General features: G+C 60.7%; 15 protein-coding genes. 7 read left to right on the top strand and 8 right to left on the bottom strand.

The window, feature by feature from the left end:
• Positions 1-85 precede the first annotated feature (85 nt).
• Together aspA and ACYVGC_RS00145 are read right to left on the bottom strand one after the other, a co-directional pair.
• On the bottom strand, positions 86-1,495 hold the full coding sequence (gene aspA, locus ACYVGC_RS00150; RefSeq protein WP_460581747.1) for an aspartate ammonia-lyase: 1,410 nt from the start codon (positions 1,493-1,495) through the stop codon (positions 86-88).
• A 130-nt stretch (positions 1,496-1,625) separates the two neighbouring features.
• Positions 1,626-3,134 (bottom strand): alpha-amylase, encoded by a 1,509-nt coding sequence (locus ACYVGC_RS00145; RefSeq protein ID WP_460581746.1) that lies wholly within the window; start codon positions 3,132-3,134, stop codon positions 1,626-1,628.
• A 406-nt stretch (positions 3,135-3,540) separates the two neighbouring features.
• On the opposite strand from ACYVGC_RS00145, the gene ACYVGC_RS00140 reads away from it, so the two are divergent.
• Both ACYVGC_RS00140 and ACYVGC_RS00135 read left to right on the top strand, forming a co-directional pair.
• Positions 3,541-4,263, top strand: a complete 723-nt coding sequence (locus ACYVGC_RS00140) for a pirin family protein (RefSeq protein ID WP_460581745.1) — start codon at positions 3,541-3,543, stop codon at positions 4,261-4,263.
• Positions 4,263-4,964, top strand: a complete 702-nt coding sequence (locus tag ACYVGC_RS00135) for a GAF domain-containing protein (protein ID WP_460581744.1) — start codon at positions 4,263-4,265, stop codon at positions 4,962-4,964. The genes ACYVGC_RS00140 and ACYVGC_RS00135 overlap by 1 nt, the downstream gene beginning before the upstream one ends.
• Before the next feature lie 142 nt (positions 4,965-5,106).
• On the opposite strand, the gene ACYVGC_RS00130 is transcribed toward ACYVGC_RS00135, so the two are convergent.
• The 3 genes from ACYVGC_RS00130 to ACYVGC_RS00120 form a co-directional block, all read right to left on the bottom strand.
• Complete coding sequence (locus ACYVGC_RS00130) at positions 5,107-5,973, bottom strand: alpha/beta hydrolase (protein WP_460581743.1); 867 nt, start codon at positions 5,971-5,973, stop codon at positions 5,107-5,109.
• The gene (locus tag ACYVGC_RS00125) at positions 5,970-6,227 is read right to left on the bottom strand and encodes a hypothetical protein (protein ID WP_460581742.1); all 258 of its coding nucleotides are present in this window, start codon (positions 6,225-6,227) and stop codon (positions 5,970-5,972) included. Before ACYVGC_RS00125 ends, ACYVGC_RS00130 begins: the two co-directional genes overlap by 4 nt.
• Positions 6,228-6,465: 238 nt before the next feature.
• Entirely contained in the window at positions 6,466-8,331 is a 1,866-nt protein-coding gene (locus tag ACYVGC_RS00120; RefSeq protein ID WP_460581741.1) for a M2 family metallopeptidase, read from the bottom strand.
• 83 nt (positions 8,332-8,414) lie between these two features.
• Here ACYVGC_RS00120 and ACYVGC_RS00115 point away from each other — a divergent pair, with 83 nt between their 5' ends.
• From ACYVGC_RS00115 to ACYVGC_RS00095, 5 genes are all read left to right on the top strand, one after another.
• Positions 8,415-9,380: an alpha/beta hydrolase gene (locus tag ACYVGC_RS00115; protein WP_460581740.1), complete on the top strand. Its 966-nt coding sequence runs from the start codon at positions 8,415-8,417 to the stop codon at positions 9,378-9,380.
• A 76-nt stretch (positions 9,381-9,456) separates the two neighbouring features.
• Positions 9,457-9,918: a peroxiredoxin gene (locus ACYVGC_RS00110; RefSeq protein WP_460581739.1), complete on the top strand. Its 462-nt coding sequence runs from the start codon at positions 9,457-9,459 to the stop codon at positions 9,916-9,918.
• Between the two features lie 132 nt (positions 9,919-10,050).
• A complete protein-coding gene (locus ACYVGC_RS00105; RefSeq protein WP_460581738.1) occupies positions 10,051-10,665 on the top strand; it encodes a class I SAM-dependent methyltransferase in 615 nt (204 codons plus the stop codon).
• A 115-nt stretch (positions 10,666-10,780) separates the two neighbouring features.
• The gene (locus ACYVGC_RS00100) at positions 10,781-11,119 is read left to right on the top strand and encodes a transposase (protein WP_460581737.1); all 339 of its coding nucleotides are present in this window, start codon (positions 10,781-10,783) and stop codon (positions 11,117-11,119) included.
• A 33-nt stretch (positions 11,120-11,152) separates the two neighbouring features.
• Positions 11,153-12,340, top strand: coding sequence for a transposase (locus tag ACYVGC_RS00095; protein ID WP_460581736.1), 1,188 nt, complete (start codon positions 11,153-11,155; stop codon positions 12,338-12,340).
• Positions 12,341-12,501: 161 nt separating this feature from the next.
• On the opposite strand, the gene ACYVGC_RS00090 is transcribed toward ACYVGC_RS00095, so the two are convergent.
• The 3 genes from ACYVGC_RS00090 to ACYVGC_RS00080 all read right to left on the bottom strand — a co-directional run bounded on the left by ACYVGC_RS00090 (position 12,502) and on the right by ACYVGC_RS00080 (position 18,716).
• Positions 12,502-14,094 (bottom strand): outer membrane factor lipoprotein domain-containing protein, encoded by a 1,593-nt coding sequence (locus ACYVGC_RS00090; RefSeq protein ID WP_460581735.1) that lies wholly within the window; start codon positions 14,092-14,094, stop codon positions 12,502-12,504.
• A gap of 36 nt (positions 14,095-14,130) precedes the next feature.
• Complete coding sequence (locus tag ACYVGC_RS00085; RefSeq protein WP_460581734.1) at positions 14,131-17,370, bottom strand: efflux RND transporter permease subunit; 3,240 nt, start codon at positions 17,368-17,370, stop codon at positions 14,131-14,133.
• Between the two features lie 182 nt (positions 17,371-17,552).
• Positions 17,553-18,716, bottom strand: a complete 1,164-nt coding sequence (locus tag ACYVGC_RS00080; RefSeq protein ID WP_460581733.1) for an efflux RND transporter periplasmic adaptor subunit — start codon at positions 18,714-18,716, stop codon at positions 17,553-17,555.
• Positions 18,717-18,935 lie beyond the last annotated feature (219 nt).

Genomic DNA, 18,935 nt, shown 5'->3' with positions numbered 1-18,935 from the left:
AGAACGACTTGTTCTGGCGCGATAGGATGCTTCGCAGGCTCAGCATGACAGGCGGCTTTTTATATTGATTTTCAATAAAATACAGCTATTTGATAAACACCGGCCGAATCAAATTCTCAAACGTGAAAATCTCGTCCCATTTCTCTTGGGTCAACAAGTTGCGCTCAGTTACGGCGATGTCGTGCACCGACTTACCGGTGGCGAGGGCTTCCTTGGCGATGCTGGCGCTGGTTTCGTAGCCGAGCACGGGGTTGAGCTGGGTCACGATGCCGATGCTATTGTAGACGAGGCTAGCGGCGTGCTCCACGTTGGCGGTGATGCCGAGCACGCACTTTTCGCGCAGCGTGCGGCAGGCGTTGGTCATGTAGGAAATGCTAGTAAACAGCGCGAACGAGATAACTGGCTCCATTACATTGAGTTGCAGCTGGCCAGCCTCGGCGGCCATGGTCACGGTGAGGTCGGCCCCGATGACGTAGAAGGCCGTTTGGTTGACCACCTCGGGCACCACAGGGTTCACCTTGCCGGGCATGATGCTACTGCCGGGCTGCAAGGCGGGCAGGTTGATTTCGTTGATGCCGCAGCGCGGGCCCGACGATAGTAGGCGCAGGTCGTTGCATATCTTGCTGAGCTTCACGGCCGTGCGCTTGAGCACGCCCGAGAGCTGCACGTAGGCCCCGGTGTCGTAGGTGGCCTCGATGAGGTCGCCGGCCAGGCTGAGGTCGAGGCCCGTAATCTGGCGCAGGTGCTGGGTGACGAGGCCCGCGTAGCCGGGCGGCGTGTTGATGCGGGTGCCGATGGCGGTGGCGCCCATGTTGATTTCGGCAATGAGGCGGCGCGAGTCGTCGATGCGCAGCAGCTCCTCGCGCAGGTTGGTGGCAAAGGCGTTAAACTCGTCGCCCATGCTCATGGGCACGGCGTCCTGGAGCTGGGTGCGGCCCATCTTGAGCACGTTGCGAAACTCCTGGCCCTTGGCAAAAAACGCGTCGGCGAGTAGGGCCAGCGTGTCGCGGTAGCCAGCCAATTTATTATTGAGCGCGATGCGGAAGGCGGTGGGATAGGCGTCGTTGGTTGATTGCGAGCAGTTTACGTGGTTGTTGGGGTGGCAGTACTGGTACTCGCCCTTCTGGTGGCCCATCAGCTCCAGGGCCACGTTGGCGATTACCTCGTTGGCATTCATGTTGACGGAGGTGCCGGCCCCGCCCTGAATCATGTCGGTGAGAAATTGATTATCAAACTCGCCGCTGGCCACGCGGTCGCAGGCCTGGGCGATGTAGTCGGCAATGGTGGGGTCGAGCACGCCAAGGTCTTTATTAGTCAGGGCGGCGCCTTTTTTGACGAAGGCCAGCGCCTGCACAAACAGCGGCTCGACCTTGATGGGAATGCCCGTGATGTGGAAGTTATCGAGCGCTCGCAGGGTTTGGATACCGTAGTAAGCGTCGTGGGGAATGGGCAATTCGCCCAGGAAATCGTGTTCGAGGCGGGTGGCTGTGGTCATGGGTGGGGGTATGGTTGCGGTTGCAAAGGTGCGGCCTTGCCAGGGAATAGGGCAAAAAAGAACGTCCTGCTTACCTGGCGTCCGCTTGCGGACGCCAGGTAAGCAGGACGTTCTTTTTTGCCTCGTTTTCTTAGTTGGGCACCCAGGCCGACCAGCTGCGGGCCTGCACTGGGAAGTTGCCGTAGCCGTTGGCATCGGTGGTGATGGTGCCGGCGTAATTGCCGGTTTTGTCGGTGAGGGTAGCGTTTTTGAAGGGTGAGGTGATGCCCTTGGTGCGCGCGCCGCCGCCATCGTTGAGAATGAGCATCAGGCCTTTGTGGGTGCTGTCGCCGGCTCGCGAGTAGGCGTAGTAATCGGCATCGTCCACGCTGGTGTACTCATAGGACGCGCCGTAGGCGTTGGCTTTGCGAACGCTGATGAGGGTTTTAATCTGACCACCCAGGCCGTAGTTGTAATAATCCTTGTAGAACACGCAGGGGTAGCCCTTCTCGCGGGTCAGGATGTAGGCGTAGGCCAACATCTTAAGGTTGGCCACTGGCGAGAAGAGTGCGCCGCCGGTCTGGTCGGTGTCGTGGTTATCCACGAACGATACGGAGAGCGCCCCATTGGCCTCGGTGAAACCCGCGAATTGCAGCCCGCGCATATCCCACGAGCCGTTGCCATTACTCATATCGGTAAATGTGTAGTGCAGCGGCACGTCAAATAAGCTCGTGCGCCCACCCGTGGCCGTGGCGTAGTTGTTCATATCACTCAGGTTGCGAAACCACGCCTCGCTCACCGCGAAGCGGCCCGAAGAGCCCTTCACGTTGTCGAGCCAGGTATTTACAAAGGAGGTGAGCATGTGCTTGGTGGCATCGAGGCGGTAGCCGTCGAGGCCCAGCGTGGTGGTCATCCAGTTGCCCCACTTGATAGTTTCGGTCACCTGGTTCTGGTCGGCGTAGCGGATTTCGGAGCCCAGCAGGTTGTCGTAAGCATCGCCGTTGGCGTAGGGTTGGAAATCATAGGCGTTCCACTGGTACCAGCCGTTGTTGGGAGCCTGCTGGGTGCCGTTGAAATTATAGTAGTGCCACTGGTAGGTGCTGTACTTGTTGGCCCGGCCGGGGTAGGTGAAGCTGGTGTACACGTTGTAGTTGGTGCCGCCCACGTTGAACTGCTCCTGCGCATCGGCCGAAGTCAAGTGGTTCATTACCATGTCTTCATACACCTGCACGCCCTGGCCATGCAGCGCCGAAATGCAGCTTTGCAGCTGGCTCAGCGTGCCGTAGTGCGTGGCTACGGTGCCTTTCTGGTTGAACTCGCCCAGGTCGTAGCGGTCGTACACGCCGTAGCCCACGTCGTTCACGCCGCTGCCTTTGTAGGCGGGCGGTAGCCACAGGGCCGTGATGCCGGCCGTTTTCAGCTCGCTGGCCTTGCCGCCGAGCACCTGCCACCAGGTTTGGCCGCTGGTGGTCTGGGGCACGTCCCAGTAAAAGGCCTGCATCATCACGCCGTTGGTGGCGGTGGCATTGGGGGCGGCAGTGGTAGTTGGGGTGGGGGCCGGGCCGGTGCCCGTGATAGTGGCATCCTTGGCGCAGCTGGCCAGGAATAGCAGTGCCGCCGCGCCAGCAAGGCGCGCGGACCCAGCAAAGGGGTATTGCATAAAATGGGAGATTGGGTGGGAAAAGGTGCCGCAATGTTAGCAGAAATTCCTGGCTTTACTGCTACAGAATGTAGGCTTTTTTGCAGTGCTAGTGAATTTGTATAAAAATGATTGTCAAGAAAATAGCTTTTAAAATAAGCCCGTAGTTTTAGTAAAATAATGGGAAATCAGCGTGTTGGCTACTACTTGGCCTCCTCGGTTTTCCGCAAACGTTTGGGGCGTTGCGGTGGGCTTTTGCAGCCGGGTTTGCAGTGGCGTAGGAGTAGTTTTGGAAGAGCCGAAAAGGCTCCGGTCGCGCTGCCTGCCCCACCCACCGGGCAGGCGCAGAGCAACCCCAATGGGCAATTTGCAGTTTTAAGGAAACTGTTGGGCCGGCTACCCCGGCCCGCTTCCTTTTTTTCGCCTTATGCTCGCTCACATTTCTGCCGCCGCCCGCCACCACGCCGCCCCTACGGCGTGGCTTAGCTCGTATTTCCTGTTCTCGTTTGCCGATTATTTCGACCGGAACAACCAGCACTTCGGGCCGTTGCGGGTATTCAACGACGACACAATTGCGCCGCAGAACGGCTTTCCGCAGCACCCGCACTCCGAGATGGAAATTGTGACGCTGGTGCTCGAAGGCGAGGTGAGCCACGAGGATACCATGGGCAACCGCACCGCCATTGGGGCCGGGGAGGTGCAGCGCATCACATCCGGCACGGGCGTGGCCCATAGCGAGATGAACCGCCAAGACAAGCCCCTGCACCTCTACCAGCTGTGGTTTATGCCCAGCCAAAAGGGCCTGGCCCCCAGCTACGAGCGCCAAGAACTGAACTTCGTGGACAGCCACAAAAATCAGCTGGTGCCCCTGGCCTCGGGCCAGCGCGTGCTGGAGAATGTGGTGTACCTGAATTCGAACAGCACCATCTACTGGAGCAACCTAGATTGTGCTAAAAATCTGACGTTTAAAACGTTTCCTATCCGGCTTACCTTTATATACGTGAAGCAGGGCAGCATTCGGGTCAACGGCACGCTGTTGAGCCCCAACGACCAGGCCCGCCTCAGTGCCGAGGATGTACTTGACATTGAGGCTGTTACCGATGCACAATTTATTTTGATTGACCTGCCCGGCAACGAGGCAAATTATTAATGACCAAGACATTTCCCGATTCGCTGATACCCGCCGACGACGCTGCCCGGCTGCGCACGCTGCATCAGTTTCAGATTGTAAACACCACGCCCGAGCAGATTTTTGATGACTACGTGGCCTGGGCCGCGCAGCTTTTTGGGGTGCCCATTGCCCTCATCTCGCTGGTCGATGCCGACTACGTATGGTTTAAAGCCGTTGCCGGGGCCACCGGCATTCCGGGGTTAGTGCGCAACGAAAGCATGTGCTCGGCAGCTATCCTGGCGGGCCAAGATATTGTGCTATCCGATTATAAAGCAGAGAGTTGCACCCTAATTAAGGCTGATGTGGCGCAGGCCCTCGGGCTCAATTTTTACGCCGGGGCGGCCCTAGTAGCCGCCGATGATGCCCGCCTAGGGATGCTGGCCCTCATTGCCCGGGAGGAGCGCGGATTCTCGGCCGCTGAAGCCGACCTGCTCACCCGCCTAGCTGCCCTGGTAAGCCAGACCATCGAGTTGCGCTACCGCTACATTATTGCCGACCAGTCGGGCGAGTGGGAAGATGCCCAGCGCGAACTCACAAAGGCCCTGGATGACAACTCGGCCCTGGCCCGCTATCTCGCCACCCGTGGCCAGGGTATTAACCTGAGCGATAGGGAGATATCGCAGCCCATCATCCGCCGCCTCGAAAGTGTGTCGAAGGTGTTGGCCCGGCGACTGGCTTAGCGATTGCTGCTGTAAATAAAAAAGCCCGGCTAGCCGGGCTTTTTTATAGTTAACTGACATTAAGTAAGTTATAGAGAACTTGGGAGCGGTATTCGGGCCGGTCCGCCGGCGTTAGCTGGCGGACCGGCCCGAAAGGCTTAGCTCACTCCGCGGCCCGCTTCGCCGGTGGCTTCAGCACCAGCCGGAAGCCCCGCAGCGCGGCGGGGTGGTAGATGGTGGCGTGCGTTTCGGCCCGCAGGGGCTCGTAGTAGCAGGTGATGCCCGGCCGGGGAGCCAGCTTGGCCAGGGCGGCGAGCTGGGCCGTGGCCGTCGTATCGCCCTGGCTGCTGGTGGCCAGGTACAGCGTTTTGGCGGGGCCGTGGTAGGCGGGCAATAGGCTGGCGGCCTGCTGGGTTAGCAAGCCGTTGTTCCACCACAAGCTGGGGTCGAAAGCGAGGTAGGTGTCGAATAAATCGGGTTCCAGCAGCAGGGTTTCGACCGTGAACAGCCCGGCCAGCGACTCGCCGGCCAGCGCGGTTTCGGACGTGGTGCGGTAGCGCTGGCGCACGGCGGGCATCAGCTCGCGGCGGATAAACTGGCGGAAGGCGGCCGAGCCGCCCACGCGGGGCGCTATTTTCTTGTCATCGGCATTGGCCGTGGGGCCGGTAAGGTCGCGGCGGCGCTGGGTGTTTTCGATGCCCACCAGGATGAAGGGTCGCATGGTACCGTTGCCCACCAGCACCTGCATTAGCCCCGCTACGTGCAGAAAGTCTTCGGCCAAGCCGCCATCGGGCATATACAACACGGGCAGCCGCACGGCCGCCGAATCGTGGTACACGGGCGGCAAGTGCACGTTGAGCCGCCGGGTTTCGCCCAGCAATTTGGAGGCCAGCGTGAAGGTTTCGCCGATGCACAGCGGCGCGGCGGGCGCTTGGGCCTGAACTGGCTGGCATACGGTCAGGCCGACCAGCAATAGGAGCGCCGACCATAACCGGGTGGAATATGGTTGGTGCGCGGCTGTCTTTTTCATGGGATTAGGGTGCGCCAAACCGGTAGTGTAAATTCTTCGGCTACCGCCTGCGCGGTGGCTAGCTGCCCGGTGGCTGAATCGGCCTTAAAAAGATTCTCGTCGAAAATCAAGTATTCCTGCGTGATGAATTCCTGCACTACAATTGATGACTCGACCAACCGGATTGAGCAGCCGAAGGGCAGCCGGGCGGCGGCCGACACTAAGCTGAAGCGTAGCTGCGAAGCCAGTGCATCGTGCCAGCAATAGAATTGCATAGGGTAGCCGCTGCCTCGTTGCTGCTGTAATTGCCGCCGCCTACCGGCTAGTACAGCCTCCAGCCAAGCTTCAAGGGCCGGCGCTGTGCATAAGGACAGCTGTGATTCAGCCAGTGCAAAGTAGCATAAATTTTCGCGGGCCTCTTCCTGCACATTAGCCGATGTGTGCAAGGGCTGGGCCAGGGCGGCGGCTAAAAGCGAACTAAGAATTTTCTCCATTTCTACAGGGGCATGGGCATTACATTGTGTATTTCCGCCCCTTGTTCTGCTCTTTCAAATACACCATCAACGGCTGGAAATAATCGACCATGGCGCGGGCCGAGAGGTCTTCGCCGGTCTTTTCCTTGAGCACGGTGCGCCAGTCGCGGCTGCTGCCGGGGCGCATGATGCCTTGCAAAAACTGGCCGACTTCCTTATTGCCGTAGTAGTTGGTAGCGTGCGGGTCCTGGTGCAGGATTTTGCGGGCGATGTGGTCGTGCAGCTGAAACAGGATGATGTAGCTCAGCGCGTAGTCGTAGTACTGCGCGGGGTCGTCGTTGATGTGGGTTTTGGTGGCGGGGTCGAGAAAGTTTTCGCCGCGCGTGGTGGGCGGCACCATACCCTGGTACTGCTTGCAGAGGGCCCACCACTTGGCGTTGAGTTGGTCGGCGGGCAGGTTTTCGGCATAAAACGCGTTTTCCCACTCGCTCATCACACCCGAGGCGAAGGGGATAAACGGCACGTATTGCAGCGCTTCCTTGAGCAATTGCTGGGTCTGGTCGGTTTTGATTTGGGCACCAATAAGCCCCAGGCCCACCAGAAAGGGCTTTTGCTGGGCGGCCAGGCCCATCAGGCTGCCCAAGGCCTCGTGGTAGGCGCGGTTGGCACCCTGGCGCAGCAGCGGCGGCACATCGGGGTTGGTGTAGGTGAGGTAGTAGTAGATGTGGCCCAACTCGTGGTGGGTGGTTTCGTACCACTCGGTGTTGGGCTCCACGCTCATCAGGCTGCGCACGTCCTGGCCCAGGTCCATGTGCCAGGCCGAGGCGTGGTTGTTCTTCTTGTAGCTGGCTCCGGCGGGCAGCGGGTAGAGGCTGCTTTTCTCGTAAAAGCTGGCGGGCAGGGCCGGGAATCCTAAGCTTTCATAAAAGCGCTCGGCCTGCTTCACGGGCCACTCGGGGCCTTTTTTGGCGAGGGCCGCGTCGAGGTTGATGCCTTTTACCGTCACCAGGCTGCCCCAGTCCTGGCCCCAGCGGTTGGGCAGCCAGGAGGCGGGTAGGTAGTCGGGCACTGGCTGGGCGTGGTATTTTTTGGCCAACTCATAGCGGGCGTAGGTGTGCAGCTCGCGGTAGAGGGGGCGCAGCTCGGTGTTGAGCTGGCGCACGAGCGTCATCATTTCTTCCCGCGTAAGGCCGTAGTCACTAGCCTGATACGAAAAAAAGTCGGGATAGCCCAGAGCCTGCACAGTCTGGTTGCGCAAATCGCGCAAGTTGAGCAGGCCAGGCTTGAGCGTGGGGCCGATTTCCTTGCTGGCCTCCCACAGTTGCTGGCGCTTGCGCGGGTCATTTTCAGTGCGCAGCAGCCCATCTATATCATTGGTAGTGACGCTCTTGCCCGCGTATTGGTAATCGAAACCGTAGAGTTTTTCGGTTTGGGCAGCCTCGGCTTTGATGCGGCGCTTCACCAGGTCGGCCACGGTTTGGGGCGAGTTGGCGGCGTTGTAGAGGGCCGTTTCGAGCTGCTTGGTTTGCAGCGGGATAAGCTGGTCTTTATGCGCTAATAATTCCTTTATTTTCTGAATGTTGGCCGAGCTGCCCGCGAAGGCCGCCATGCGCTCGTTGGCGCGGGCGGTGCGGCTGGCGTTGGTGGTGTCGCCGGGCACAATGTGGGTGTTGCTCATCCACTCGGCCTCGCTCGACTGCGTGTAAAGCCGCACATAATCAGCGGTATAGCTCGTTAGGAAGGCGTCGGCCCGGGCGCGGTAGTCGGGTGGGGTAGTGGCAGCCGCCGCGGCTACGGGTGGGTCGGTAGCCACCGGTACTTTAGCTGTGGGAGCGCAGCTGGCGAGCAGCGCGGCCACCAGCGGCCAGGGCCGGGCAAAACGAAATTTGGAATAGTGCGTTTTCATACACGAAAGTAGGTGGGCTGCGCCGCGAGCGCCCACCTGCTGAGGCACTATTGCCCCGCCCGTTATTCGCCGAATTAACTTGTATGCAAAAAAACACCCTGTTACTTGCCCTCGGTTTGATGAGCTTGACTGCTACCACCCACCTGCACGCCCAAGCGGTATCGGGCGCCACTACGGCCGCCGGCACCGCCGCGCCCGTGCTGCCGCTTTACACCGGCTCCATCCCCGATTCCAAGCCCAGCCAGGTGAAGGAAACCACGGAGGCCAGCGACGGCCGCACGAGCGTGGCCAACGTGGTGCAGCCCACGCTCACGGTTTTCGTGCCCGACCGCGCCAAGGCTAATGGCACGTCGGTGGTTATTTGCCCCGGTGGCGGCTACTCCCGGCTGGCCATCGGCCACGAGGGCTACGACGTGGCCCGGCGCCTCAACGAGCTGGGCGTGACGGCCTTCGTGCTGAAATACCGCCTGCCCAATGGCCAAAGCCAGCCCGACAAGAGCATTGCCCCGCTGCTCGATGCGCAGCAGGCCCTGCGCATGGTGCGCCAGCTGGCCCCCAAGTACAACCTCAACCCCGAGCGCATTGGCCTAATGGGCTTCTCGGCAGGCGGCCACTTGGCCGCTACGGCGGGCACGCACTTCACCCAGCCGGTGGGCGACAACCCCGGCCCGGCCTCGGTGCGGCCCGCGTTTCTGGTGCTGCTGTACCCGGTTATTAGCTTCAGCGACAGCCTCAAGCATGCTGGCTCGCGCGATAACCTGCTGAGCGCCACGCCCACGCCTGACCAGGTGCGCCAGTACTCGGCCGATATGCAGGTTACCACCCGAACGCCGCCCACCTTCCTGGTGCACGCGGAGGACGACAACGTGGTGCCCGTGCAAAACAGCCTCGTATTTTACCAGGCGCTGCGCCGCCGCGGGGTGCCCGCCGAAATGCACCTCTACCCCAAAGGCGGCCACGGCTTCGGCCTGAACAACACTACCACGAAGGACCAGTGGGTGGAACGCCTCCAAAACTGGATGGACGCCAATGGTTGGCTCACGAAGTAATGAGCAGTTGGTAATGAGCAATGAACAATTGACCTTTCAACTGTTCATTGCTCATTACCAACTATCCACTGAAATTATGCTTCAGCTAGGCGATTCCGCTCCCGATTTTACGTTGCCCACTGACAAGGGCGACGCATTCCACCTGGCCGACCAGCGCGGCAAGCCAGTTATCCTCTATTTCTACCCCAAGGACGACACGCCCGGTTGCACGGCTGAGGCCTGCGCCTTCCGTGACCAGTACGCCGATTTTCTGGACCTGGGCGCGGTAGTAGTGGGCGTGAGTTCCGATAGCGAGGCTTCGCACCAGAAGTTCAGCCAGAAGCACCGGCTGCCTTTTCCGTTGCTGGCCGATGGCGGCGGGCAGCTGCGCAAAGCCTACGAGGTACCCCGCGCGCTGCTGGGTTTGCTGCCCGGCCGCGTCACGTTTGTGATTGATAAGGACGGCAAAATCGCCTACATTTTCAACTCGATGAGCGGTGCCACCGACCACGTGCGCAAGACCAAGGAAGTGCTGCGCGGGCTGGTAGCGAAGGCGTAGGTACCGTAATTTTAGCGGGGCTACAAACAAAAAATAAGCGCGGCCCCCCGGGCCCTAAGCCACGCTGGCTTGGGGCCCGGGGGGCCGCCCATCTTGGCTGGGAAAGCCAGGAGTACGTACGCTACCTTTCTCATGCGCAACCGCCTCAACAAGCTGCTCGATACCAACGCCGTTTTTCGTTTTCACCGGCAGCGCATCCGCGAATACGGGGCGGGCAGCCCCGGCGCGCTGGGCTGGCACCCGGTGGGCCAGCAAACCCGGTTTAAGACCCTGGTTCAGATTGGCGACCTGTCGCACTGCTCGGTGCTTGATGTAGGCTGCGGCTACGCCGATTTGTATCCCTTTCTGAAACAGCTTTTTACGGACGTAGCTTACCAGGGCATCGAGCACATGCCGGAGCTGCTTGACGTGGCGCAGGCCCGCTACGCGGACGCCGCGGGCATTACGCTGCGCCTGGGTGATTTTCTGCACGTGCCGCTGCCCCTCAGCGACTACGTGCTGGCCAGCGGCGCGCTGAGCTACCGCCACCGCGACCCGCGCTTTGTGCACCAAGCCATTGAGCGCCTGTACGGTAGCTGCCAGCGGGCCTTTGGCTTCAACCTGCTCAGCTGGGAGCCCCCGGGCGGCGGCCCCCTGGCCGCCTTCGACCCAGCCGAAATCGTGGCTTTTTGCGAAACGCTATCCTCCAAAGTAGTGCTGCTGGACGACTACTGGGAGGGCGATTTCACGGTGTTTATGTACCGCTAAAATTCGCGCAAGCACCCCTAATTGCTGATTTATTACGCGTAGCCTTTATTTTACGTGTTATAAACGGTGGTGGCTGTTGCAGAAGTAGGTGACTGGTCAGCGGTATCTTAGGCCTATGCAGGGCCATAAGCAGTTCGCCGATAAAGTCGTGCTGCGCTTCCGCTTGTCGGAGCGCGTGCCGACACATAATTTCTACCGCCGCTTGCGCGACGTGCTAGACCGGGAGTTTCTGCGTGAGCAGACCCGCTTCGTCTACAGTCACACCGGACAGCCTTCGCTCGAGCCGGTGGTGTTCTTCAAGCTCGTGCTGGTGGGCCGGTTGGAAAATATCGTCAGCGACCGGCGCTTAATCGAGCAGTGCGCCCTGCGGCTCGATATTCTCTACTTCTTAGGCTACGAAGTAGACGAAGATTTACCCTGGCACTCGACCATCAGCCGCACGCGCCAGTTATAGCCGGCCGCCGTCTTCGAGCAGCTCTTCGACCAGGTGTTTGCGCAGTGCGTGGCCGCTGGGCTAGTGGCGGGCGATACGCAGGTCGTCGACTCGGCCCCCGTCAAAGCCGCCGCTTCCCTCGATAGCCTGCGCGAAAAGCAAGCGAGCGAAGCCCCGCCGTTGCGGGTAGCGGGTGAGCAAGTGGCTCCTGGGCCAGCACCTGCCGTGCGCGCCGCGCCCGCCCACCAGCTGCGCCGCGAGGCGACCCGGCGGGCCAAGCGGCAAGCTGCGCCGGGTGGGCTGGGCGCCCGCCACCCCAAGGCCCAGCTACTGAGTAATAAAACGCACGATAGTCCCACTGACCCCGAGGCCCGTATATCCGTCAAACCGGGCAAAGCGCGGGCCCTCAACTACCTCTGTAGCGTGGCTGTGGACACGGCCAGCGGCATTATTAGCCATGTCCAAGCAGACTTCGCGGACCGCCGCGACAGCACCTATGTGCCGGAGTTAGTGCCCCGGCTACAAACTCGCCTATCGGCCAATGAGTTACTAATGCGGGACTTCGTAGCCGATACGGGCTACTCCAACGGCTTCAACTATGCCTTTCTAGAGCAGCGGAGTATTACGCCCTGGATTCCGGTTTTTGGAGCCTACAAACCAGCTGCCGAAGGCTTTACCTATGAAGCGGAGACCGATTCGTTTCGCTGCCCGGCCGGCAAGTTGCTGCCTTTCCGCAATTACGCGACCAGCCAGGATGGAAACTGGGTCAAGAACTATCGGGCGGCTTATCAGGACTGCCAGCAGTGTCTGTTGAAGATGAGTTGTACCCCCTCAGCGCCCCAACAGAAGTTTGTGCGCTCGGCCTTTGACGCGGCGTATCGCCGCGCCTGGCATCGGCAGCAGCGTCGGGCAGGTAAGCGGATGCGTCGAGTCCGACAGCGCACGGTCGAACCGGTTTTTGGCAGCCTCTTGCAGCACTATGGGCTACAACGGGTCGGCACGAAGGGCCGGGCGGTAACTCATAAGGCCATGCTGCTCAGCGCGATTGCGTACAATCTAAAGAAGCTGCTCAAGCACCAGCCAAAACAGACCGCTCGCGTGGCTATCGCCCTCTACCCACCGCCACAAGGGCGCTGCAAGCATCATTTTAGCACTCGGTCGACCAATCCGGAGCTTCGGCGAGACCGTTTGCTAGCTACGCGTGCACCCAGCCTGAGTTCTGCAACAGCCACCAACGTTTAAGAAATGTCTCAGTCCACTATAGTCATTTTTTGAACGAGCTTTTGGGAAACGTAGAGGCGATGACTATTACTATAGTGACCGAAAAAATTTAGTCAGCTATAAAAGATTTGTATTTGCAACAGAATTTCATACAAACGTTGTGGACCTGCTAGGAGATTTTGTTACTGCCAGCCGCCGCCCAGCGCGTGGTACAGGTCCGTAACGGCCTGGCGCTGTTGTAGTTGGTCGTTCACGCCGTTGAGCTGGGCTTGCAGCAGGTTTTGGCGGGCGGTGAGCACCTCGGTGTAGTTGGCGAAGCCGGCACGCAGCAGCTCGTTGGTATAGTCTACCGATTTGTTGAGTGCGTCGAGCTGGCGGGCGCGGATGGCCATTTTTTCGCCCGCGCTCTGGTACGAGAACAGCGCGTTGGAAACCTCCTGGCCGGCCACAAACATGGTTTGCTGGTAGGTGTAGAGGTACTCTTGCTGCAAAGCCTGCGAGCGGGCCAGCCGCAGGCGGTTAATGCCCTGATTGAAAACGGGTTGTGTGAGGCCGCCCACCAGGCTAGCAAAAATGGCGGTGGGTGAAAACAGGTTTTCGAGGGTGGTACTGGTGAGGCCACCGTTGGCGGTCACCGTGAAGCTGGGGTAGAAGTAGGTGCGCGCCGCGTTGGTTTGTTCAAACGTGGACTCGAAGGCGAATTCGGCCTGCTGCACGTCGGGGCGGTTGCGCAGCAGCTGGCCGGGCACGCCCGTGAGCAGGGGCGGGGCGGGAGCCTGGTCGGCCAGGGTGCCGCGCGCAATGGGGCCGGGGGCCCGGCCCAGCAAGGTAGCCAGCAGGTTTTCGGTTTCGCGGGTGCTGCGTTGCAGGTCGGGGATGGTGACTTCGGCGGCGTAGCGCTGGGCTTCGCTTTGCACCACGGCGGCCCCGGTTACCACGTCGCCTTCGAGCAGCAGCTTCATCACCTCCACGTCGTTGATGCGGTTTTGCACCGTTTGGCGGGTTATTTCGAGCTGCGCATCGAGGGCCAGCAGGGAGTAGTAGTTATCGGCAATGTCGGCAATGAGCTGGGTTAGTACCACGCGCCGGTAGGCCTCACTCTGGAGCACGGCCGCCGCGTAGGAGCGGCGGGTGCTGCGCAACTTGCCCCACACATCGGCCTCCCAGCTGCTGCTCAGGCCCAGTAAGTATTGGTGGGCCGCCCCGCCCGTGATGACGTTCGATTGGTCGGTGGTGCCCGTAGTGCCGCCGGTAGTGGTGCCACCCGTGGTAGTTCCGCCACCGGTGGTAGTGCCACCGCCCGTAGTCGTTCCGCCACCGGTGGTGCCGCCGCCCGTGGTAGTGCCGCCCCCGGTAGTGGTGCCGCCTCCCGTAGTAGTGCCGCCGGTAGTGGTGGTGCTGCCCCCCGTGCTAGTGCCCACAAACGCCCCACCCACCCGCGAGAGCGTGGTGGTAGCCCGCCCATTGAGACTGGGCAAAAAGGCTGCCCGGCTCTGAGAAAGCAGCGCTTGCGCCTGCGCAATGCGGGCGTCGGCCACTTGCAGGTTGCGGTTGTTGGCCAGGCCCTCGGCAATGAGCTTTTGCAGCAGCGGGTCGGTAAAAAGCTGCTGCCAGGGGCGCAGCGCCAGCGTGGTGGTATCGGTGGTAGCGGCGCCGCGGTAGAGGCCGGTGGTGGCCGTTTCGGGCCGGCCGTAGGGGTGCAGGATGCCGCAGCCGCTGGCGGCGGCCAGCAGGAGCACGGGGGCGGCCAGCCGAAGTAATCTATTGGTAGTCATCACGGATGCTGATTATTTTGTGCGCGGCTCGTGCGGTTATGCCAGCGCCGGCTGGGGCACCTGCTTCGGGTCTGGCTGCGGTTCTTTGGGCGCTTGCTCGTCCTGCTTTTCGGGTGGGCCACCGCCTTGTTCCTCTTCTTCCAGCTGCGCCTGCGTTTTTGGCGGACCGCTGATGCGCTCCTGCAAGCTCTCAAAAATGAGGAACAGCACCGGCACAAAAAACACCCCCACCAGCGTGCCAAACAGCATACCGCCGATGGCCCCGGCCCCAATGCTACGGTTGCCGTTGGCCCCCGCGCCGCTGGCAAACAGCAGCGGCAGCAAGCCAAACACGAAGGCAAACGAGGTCATCAAAATCGGCCGCAGGCGGGCTTTGGCACCTTCAATAGCGGCCTCGGCAATGCTCAGGCCGTGGTCGCGCCGCCGGCCCAGCGAGAATTCAATAATCAGAATCGCATTCTTGGCCAGTAGGCCAATGAGCATGATGATGGAAATCTGGAGGTAGATGTTGTTGTCGATGCCAAAAATCTTGGCGAATAAGTACGTGCCGCTCAGGCCGATAGGGATGGAAAGCAGCACCGCAAACGGCAGAATGTAGCTCTCGTACTGCGCGCTTAGCAGCAGGTACACAAACACCAGCGACAAGGCAAAAATGTAAAGCGACTGCTTGCCGCTGCCTTGCTCTTCACGGCTGATGCCCGAAAACTCGTACCCGTAGCCGGCCGGCAGCTGCTGCGCCACTTCCTGAATGGCCACCAGCGCCTGCCCCGAGCTGGTTCCCTCCTTGGGTGAGCCGTTGACTGAGATGGCCGTGAACAGGTTGAAGCGCGACAAGCTCTCGGGCCCGTAGATGCGGGTCAGGGTTACGAACTCGGTGATGGGGGCCATCGCGCCGGTGGCGTTGCGCACGAATATCTTGCTAAGACCCTCGGGGCTAGCGCGATATGCGGTATCGGCCTGCACCATCACGCGGTACTGCTTGCCAAACTGGTTGAAGTTGGAGGCGTAGGAGCCACCATAAAACACCTGCATGGCGTTCAGAATGTCCTTCTCGGTGAGGCCGGCCTCCTTCACTTTGGGCACGTTCACGGTGAGTTGGTACTGCGGAAAGCCAGGGTTGAAGGCTGTGGTGGCAAACTGGATTTCCGGGCGTTTGCCCAGCTTGGCCAGAAAGTCCTGGGCCACTTTGTAGAACTCGGCCGTGGTGTGGCCGCCCTTGTCCTGGAGCTGAAACGTGAAGCCGCCCGTCGAGCCAAAGCCCGTGATAGTGGGCTGCGAAATGCTGCGAATGTCGCCGGCCCGAATGTGGGCCGTGAGCTCGGTTATCTTCTTGATAACGGCCTCGTTGTTCATGTCCTTGCGCTCGTCCCAGGGCTTGAGGCGCACAATCACCATGCCGTAGGCGCTGCCCGCGCCGGCCAAAAAGTTTTGGCCCGTGATGCGCAGCGTGCCCCGCACCGCCGGAATGGTCCGAATCAGGCTATCTACCTCCGTATTAATGGCCGTGGTGCGCTCCAGGGTGGAGGCCGGCGGCAGGCTCACGTTCACAAACACGGTGCCCATGTCTTCGTTGGGCACGAAGCTACTGGGGGTGCTCGTCATTAAAAAGTACAATGCCACCCCGAAGCCCGCCACGCCCGCCAGCGCCAGCCACCGGCGGCCCATGAGGAACTGCACGGCGCGGGTATACTTATCCACCAGTGCATCGTAAGCGGCGTTGAAGGCTACGCTAAAGCGCTGCATAAGGGTCTTTTTCTCAGCCTGCTTATCGGCTTCGTGATTCGGCGGCAGCAAAAACAGCGCGGCCAGCGCGGGGCACAGCGTGAGGGCATTAACGGCCGAAATAAGAATGGCTATCGCCAGCGTTATCCCGAATTGCTTATAAAATACGCCCACCGAGCCGGTGATAAACGTGACCGGCAGAAACACCGCCGCCATCACCAGCGTGATGCTCACAATGGCCCCCGTTATCTCGCTCATGGCGTCGATGGCGGCCTTGCGCGGTGAGGTATAGCCACTTTCGAGCTTGGCGTGCACGGCTTCTACCACCACAATGGCGTCATCGACCACAATGCCAATGGCTAGCACCAACGCAAAGAGCGTCAATAAGTTAATGCTGTAGCCGAAGAGCTTGAGAAAGAAGAACGTACCGATAATGGACACCGGCACCGACACGCCGTGGATGATGGTGGAGCGAAAATCCTGAAGAAAGATGAAAATCACCAAAAACACCAGCGCAAAACACTCAATCAGCGTGTGGATTACCTTGTCAATCGAAGCATCTAGGAAGTCATTGATATTCACCAGGTTAGTATAGTGGATACCGGCTGGAAACGACTTCTCGGCCTCAGCCAGCACGGCAATCGACTTCTCGATAACCTCGCGGGCGTTGGAGCCCGGTGTCTGGTTTACCGAAATGCCCACCGAGGGCTTGCCGAAAGTGGCGCTGTTGCTGCTGTAGGCCTGCGCGCCCAGCTCAATGCGGGCCACGTCTTTGAGGCGCAGCAGCTGGCCCTGGGCCGTGCCCTTGAGCACGATGTCGCCAAACTGGTCGGTGGAGAGCAGCTTGCCGGTGTACTTGATTACGTATTGAAAGCTCTGGTCGGAGTTTTCGCCAAACTTGCCGGGGGCGGCCTCCACGTTCTGGTCGGCCAGCGCCGCCGTCACATCGGCCGGCGTGAGGCCGTAGATGGCCATCACATCGGGCTTCAGCCAGACGCGCATGGCGTAGTCGCGCGAGCCAAAGGCGTTGGAATTGCCCACCCCATTCACCCGCTTGATTTGGGGCACAATGTTAATCTGGGCGTAGTTCTGCAAAAACGTCTGGTCGTAGGCCGGGTTGTCGCTGTAGAGGGCAAATATCAACAGGTTGCTGCTCTGCTGCTTACGCACCGTTACGCCAGCTAGGGTCACCTCCTGCGGCAGCAGGCTGGTAGCGCTCGATACCCGGTTTTGCACGTCTACGGCGGCCTGGTCGGGGTCGGTGCCCACGTTGAAATACACCTGGATGGTGCCCGCCCCGTCGTTGGTGGCCGTGGAGGTCATGTAGGTCATACCCTCCACGCCGTTTATCTGCTCTTCCAGCGGCACAATCACGCTTTTGAGCACCACGTCGGCGTTGGCCCCCGCGTAGCTGGCCGACACCTGCACCGTGGGCGGCGAAATGTCGGGGTACTGCGCAATGGGTAGCGACAGCAGCCCCAAGATGCCCAGCAGCACCAGAATAACCGAGATAACGGTGGAGAGCACGGGGCGCTCAATGAATATTTTTAGCATAAGTGAGTCACTAGGTAATATGCTGTATTAAAGCCGTTTGTCATTGCGAGCGCAACGCAGTGGAGCGCGGCAATCGCACCAAAACGATTGCCGAACGACTGGCGCAGGTGTCGTTCTGGTGCGATTGCCGCGCTCCACTGCGTTGCGCTCGCAATGACAGATGATTGTAGATTCCTGTTTAGCTACCCCGCCATCGCCGTAGTGGCCTTCTTTACCACCTTAGGCCTGATTTTTGTGCCCTCCTTCAGCCCGCTGATGCCTTCGAGCACCACTTCCTGGCCGGCCTTCAGCCCCTTTTGCACCACAAAGGAGTCGCCGTCGGGTGTGGGCGTTACCGTGATAGCGGCGGCGTGGGCGGCCGTGTCGCGGCCCAGCACGTAGGCAAAGCGCTTGCCTTGCAGCTCATACGTAGCGCTTTGCGGGATGATAATGGCATCCTTCACGGGCTGAAACGTGCGCACCGAGCCGCTGCTGCCGCTGCGCAGCAGGCCCTGCGGATTGGGGAAGGTGGCCCGGAAGCTGCTGGTGCCGGTTTCGGTATTTATCTGACCAATAGCCGTTTCGACGCGGCCGGTGTGGGTGTACACGCTGCCGTCGGCCAGCACCAGGCGCACATCGGGCACCTTAGCTAGCTTGTCTTGGAGGGTGTTGCCCGAGCGGCGGCGGGCGAAGCTGAGCAGCGCTTTTTCACTGAGCGAGAAGTAGGCATACACGTTGCCAATGCTCGAAACTGTGGTGAGCGGGTCGGTGGACGTGCTGCTCACCAGCGCCCCAATTTTGTTGGGGATGGTGCCCATCACGCCGTTTACCGGGCTCACGATGGTGGTGTAGCCCAGGTTGGTTTGGGCATTTACCAGCGTGGCGCGGGCCTGGGCCAGGGCGGCCAGCTTGCTTTCGAGGGTGTACTGCGCAGCCTCCAGCTCGTACTTGCTGATGATGCCGCGCGCCACCAGCGGCTGCACTTTGCGCACGCCCATGCGGGCGGCGTCCACGTCGGCCTGGGCGGTTTTGATGCCCGCGCTGGCCGTGCGTACCTCCTGCTCGTACTGCGGGGCCGAGATGTGGAAAAGCTTCTGGCCCTTGCGCACGCTGGCCCCTTCATCCACGTAAATGGCTTCGACAAAGCCATCTACCTTGGGCCGAATCTCCACGTTTTGCTGGCCCTGAATGGTGGCGGGGTAGTCCTGGTAGAGTGTCACCGTATCGGGCCGCACCACCAGCACGGGGTAGTCCTTGATGGGCTGCGGCCCACCATCTTTGCCGCCTTTGCCATCGGCGGCTTTGTCTTTAGAGCCGCAGGCGGCCAGGCTCAGCACGGCCAGTAGCCCGGCTGCGAGGGGGGGCACGATAATTCGCATAGTAGATAGATGCAAGGCCGGGGCTGGTCCGCCGGTTCCCGGCGAGGCATACTTTTCCGGCAAGCCCTCCTATACGGCTCAGCGCGGTGCGTGGCTGACGGATGAGGCGCGCCGCCGCCATCGCTCGACCTAGCGGCCAACTTCCTCTACCAACCCCCACGCTTTACCGCCCGCCCCGGCACCCCGGCAAGCAGGGCGACCCGGGCG

This window comes from Hymenobacter arcticus (assembly GCF_054779975.1).
The sequence above is the reverse complement of the archived record's forward strand: the minus strand, read 5'-3'. Positions and strand labels throughout refer to the sequence as shown.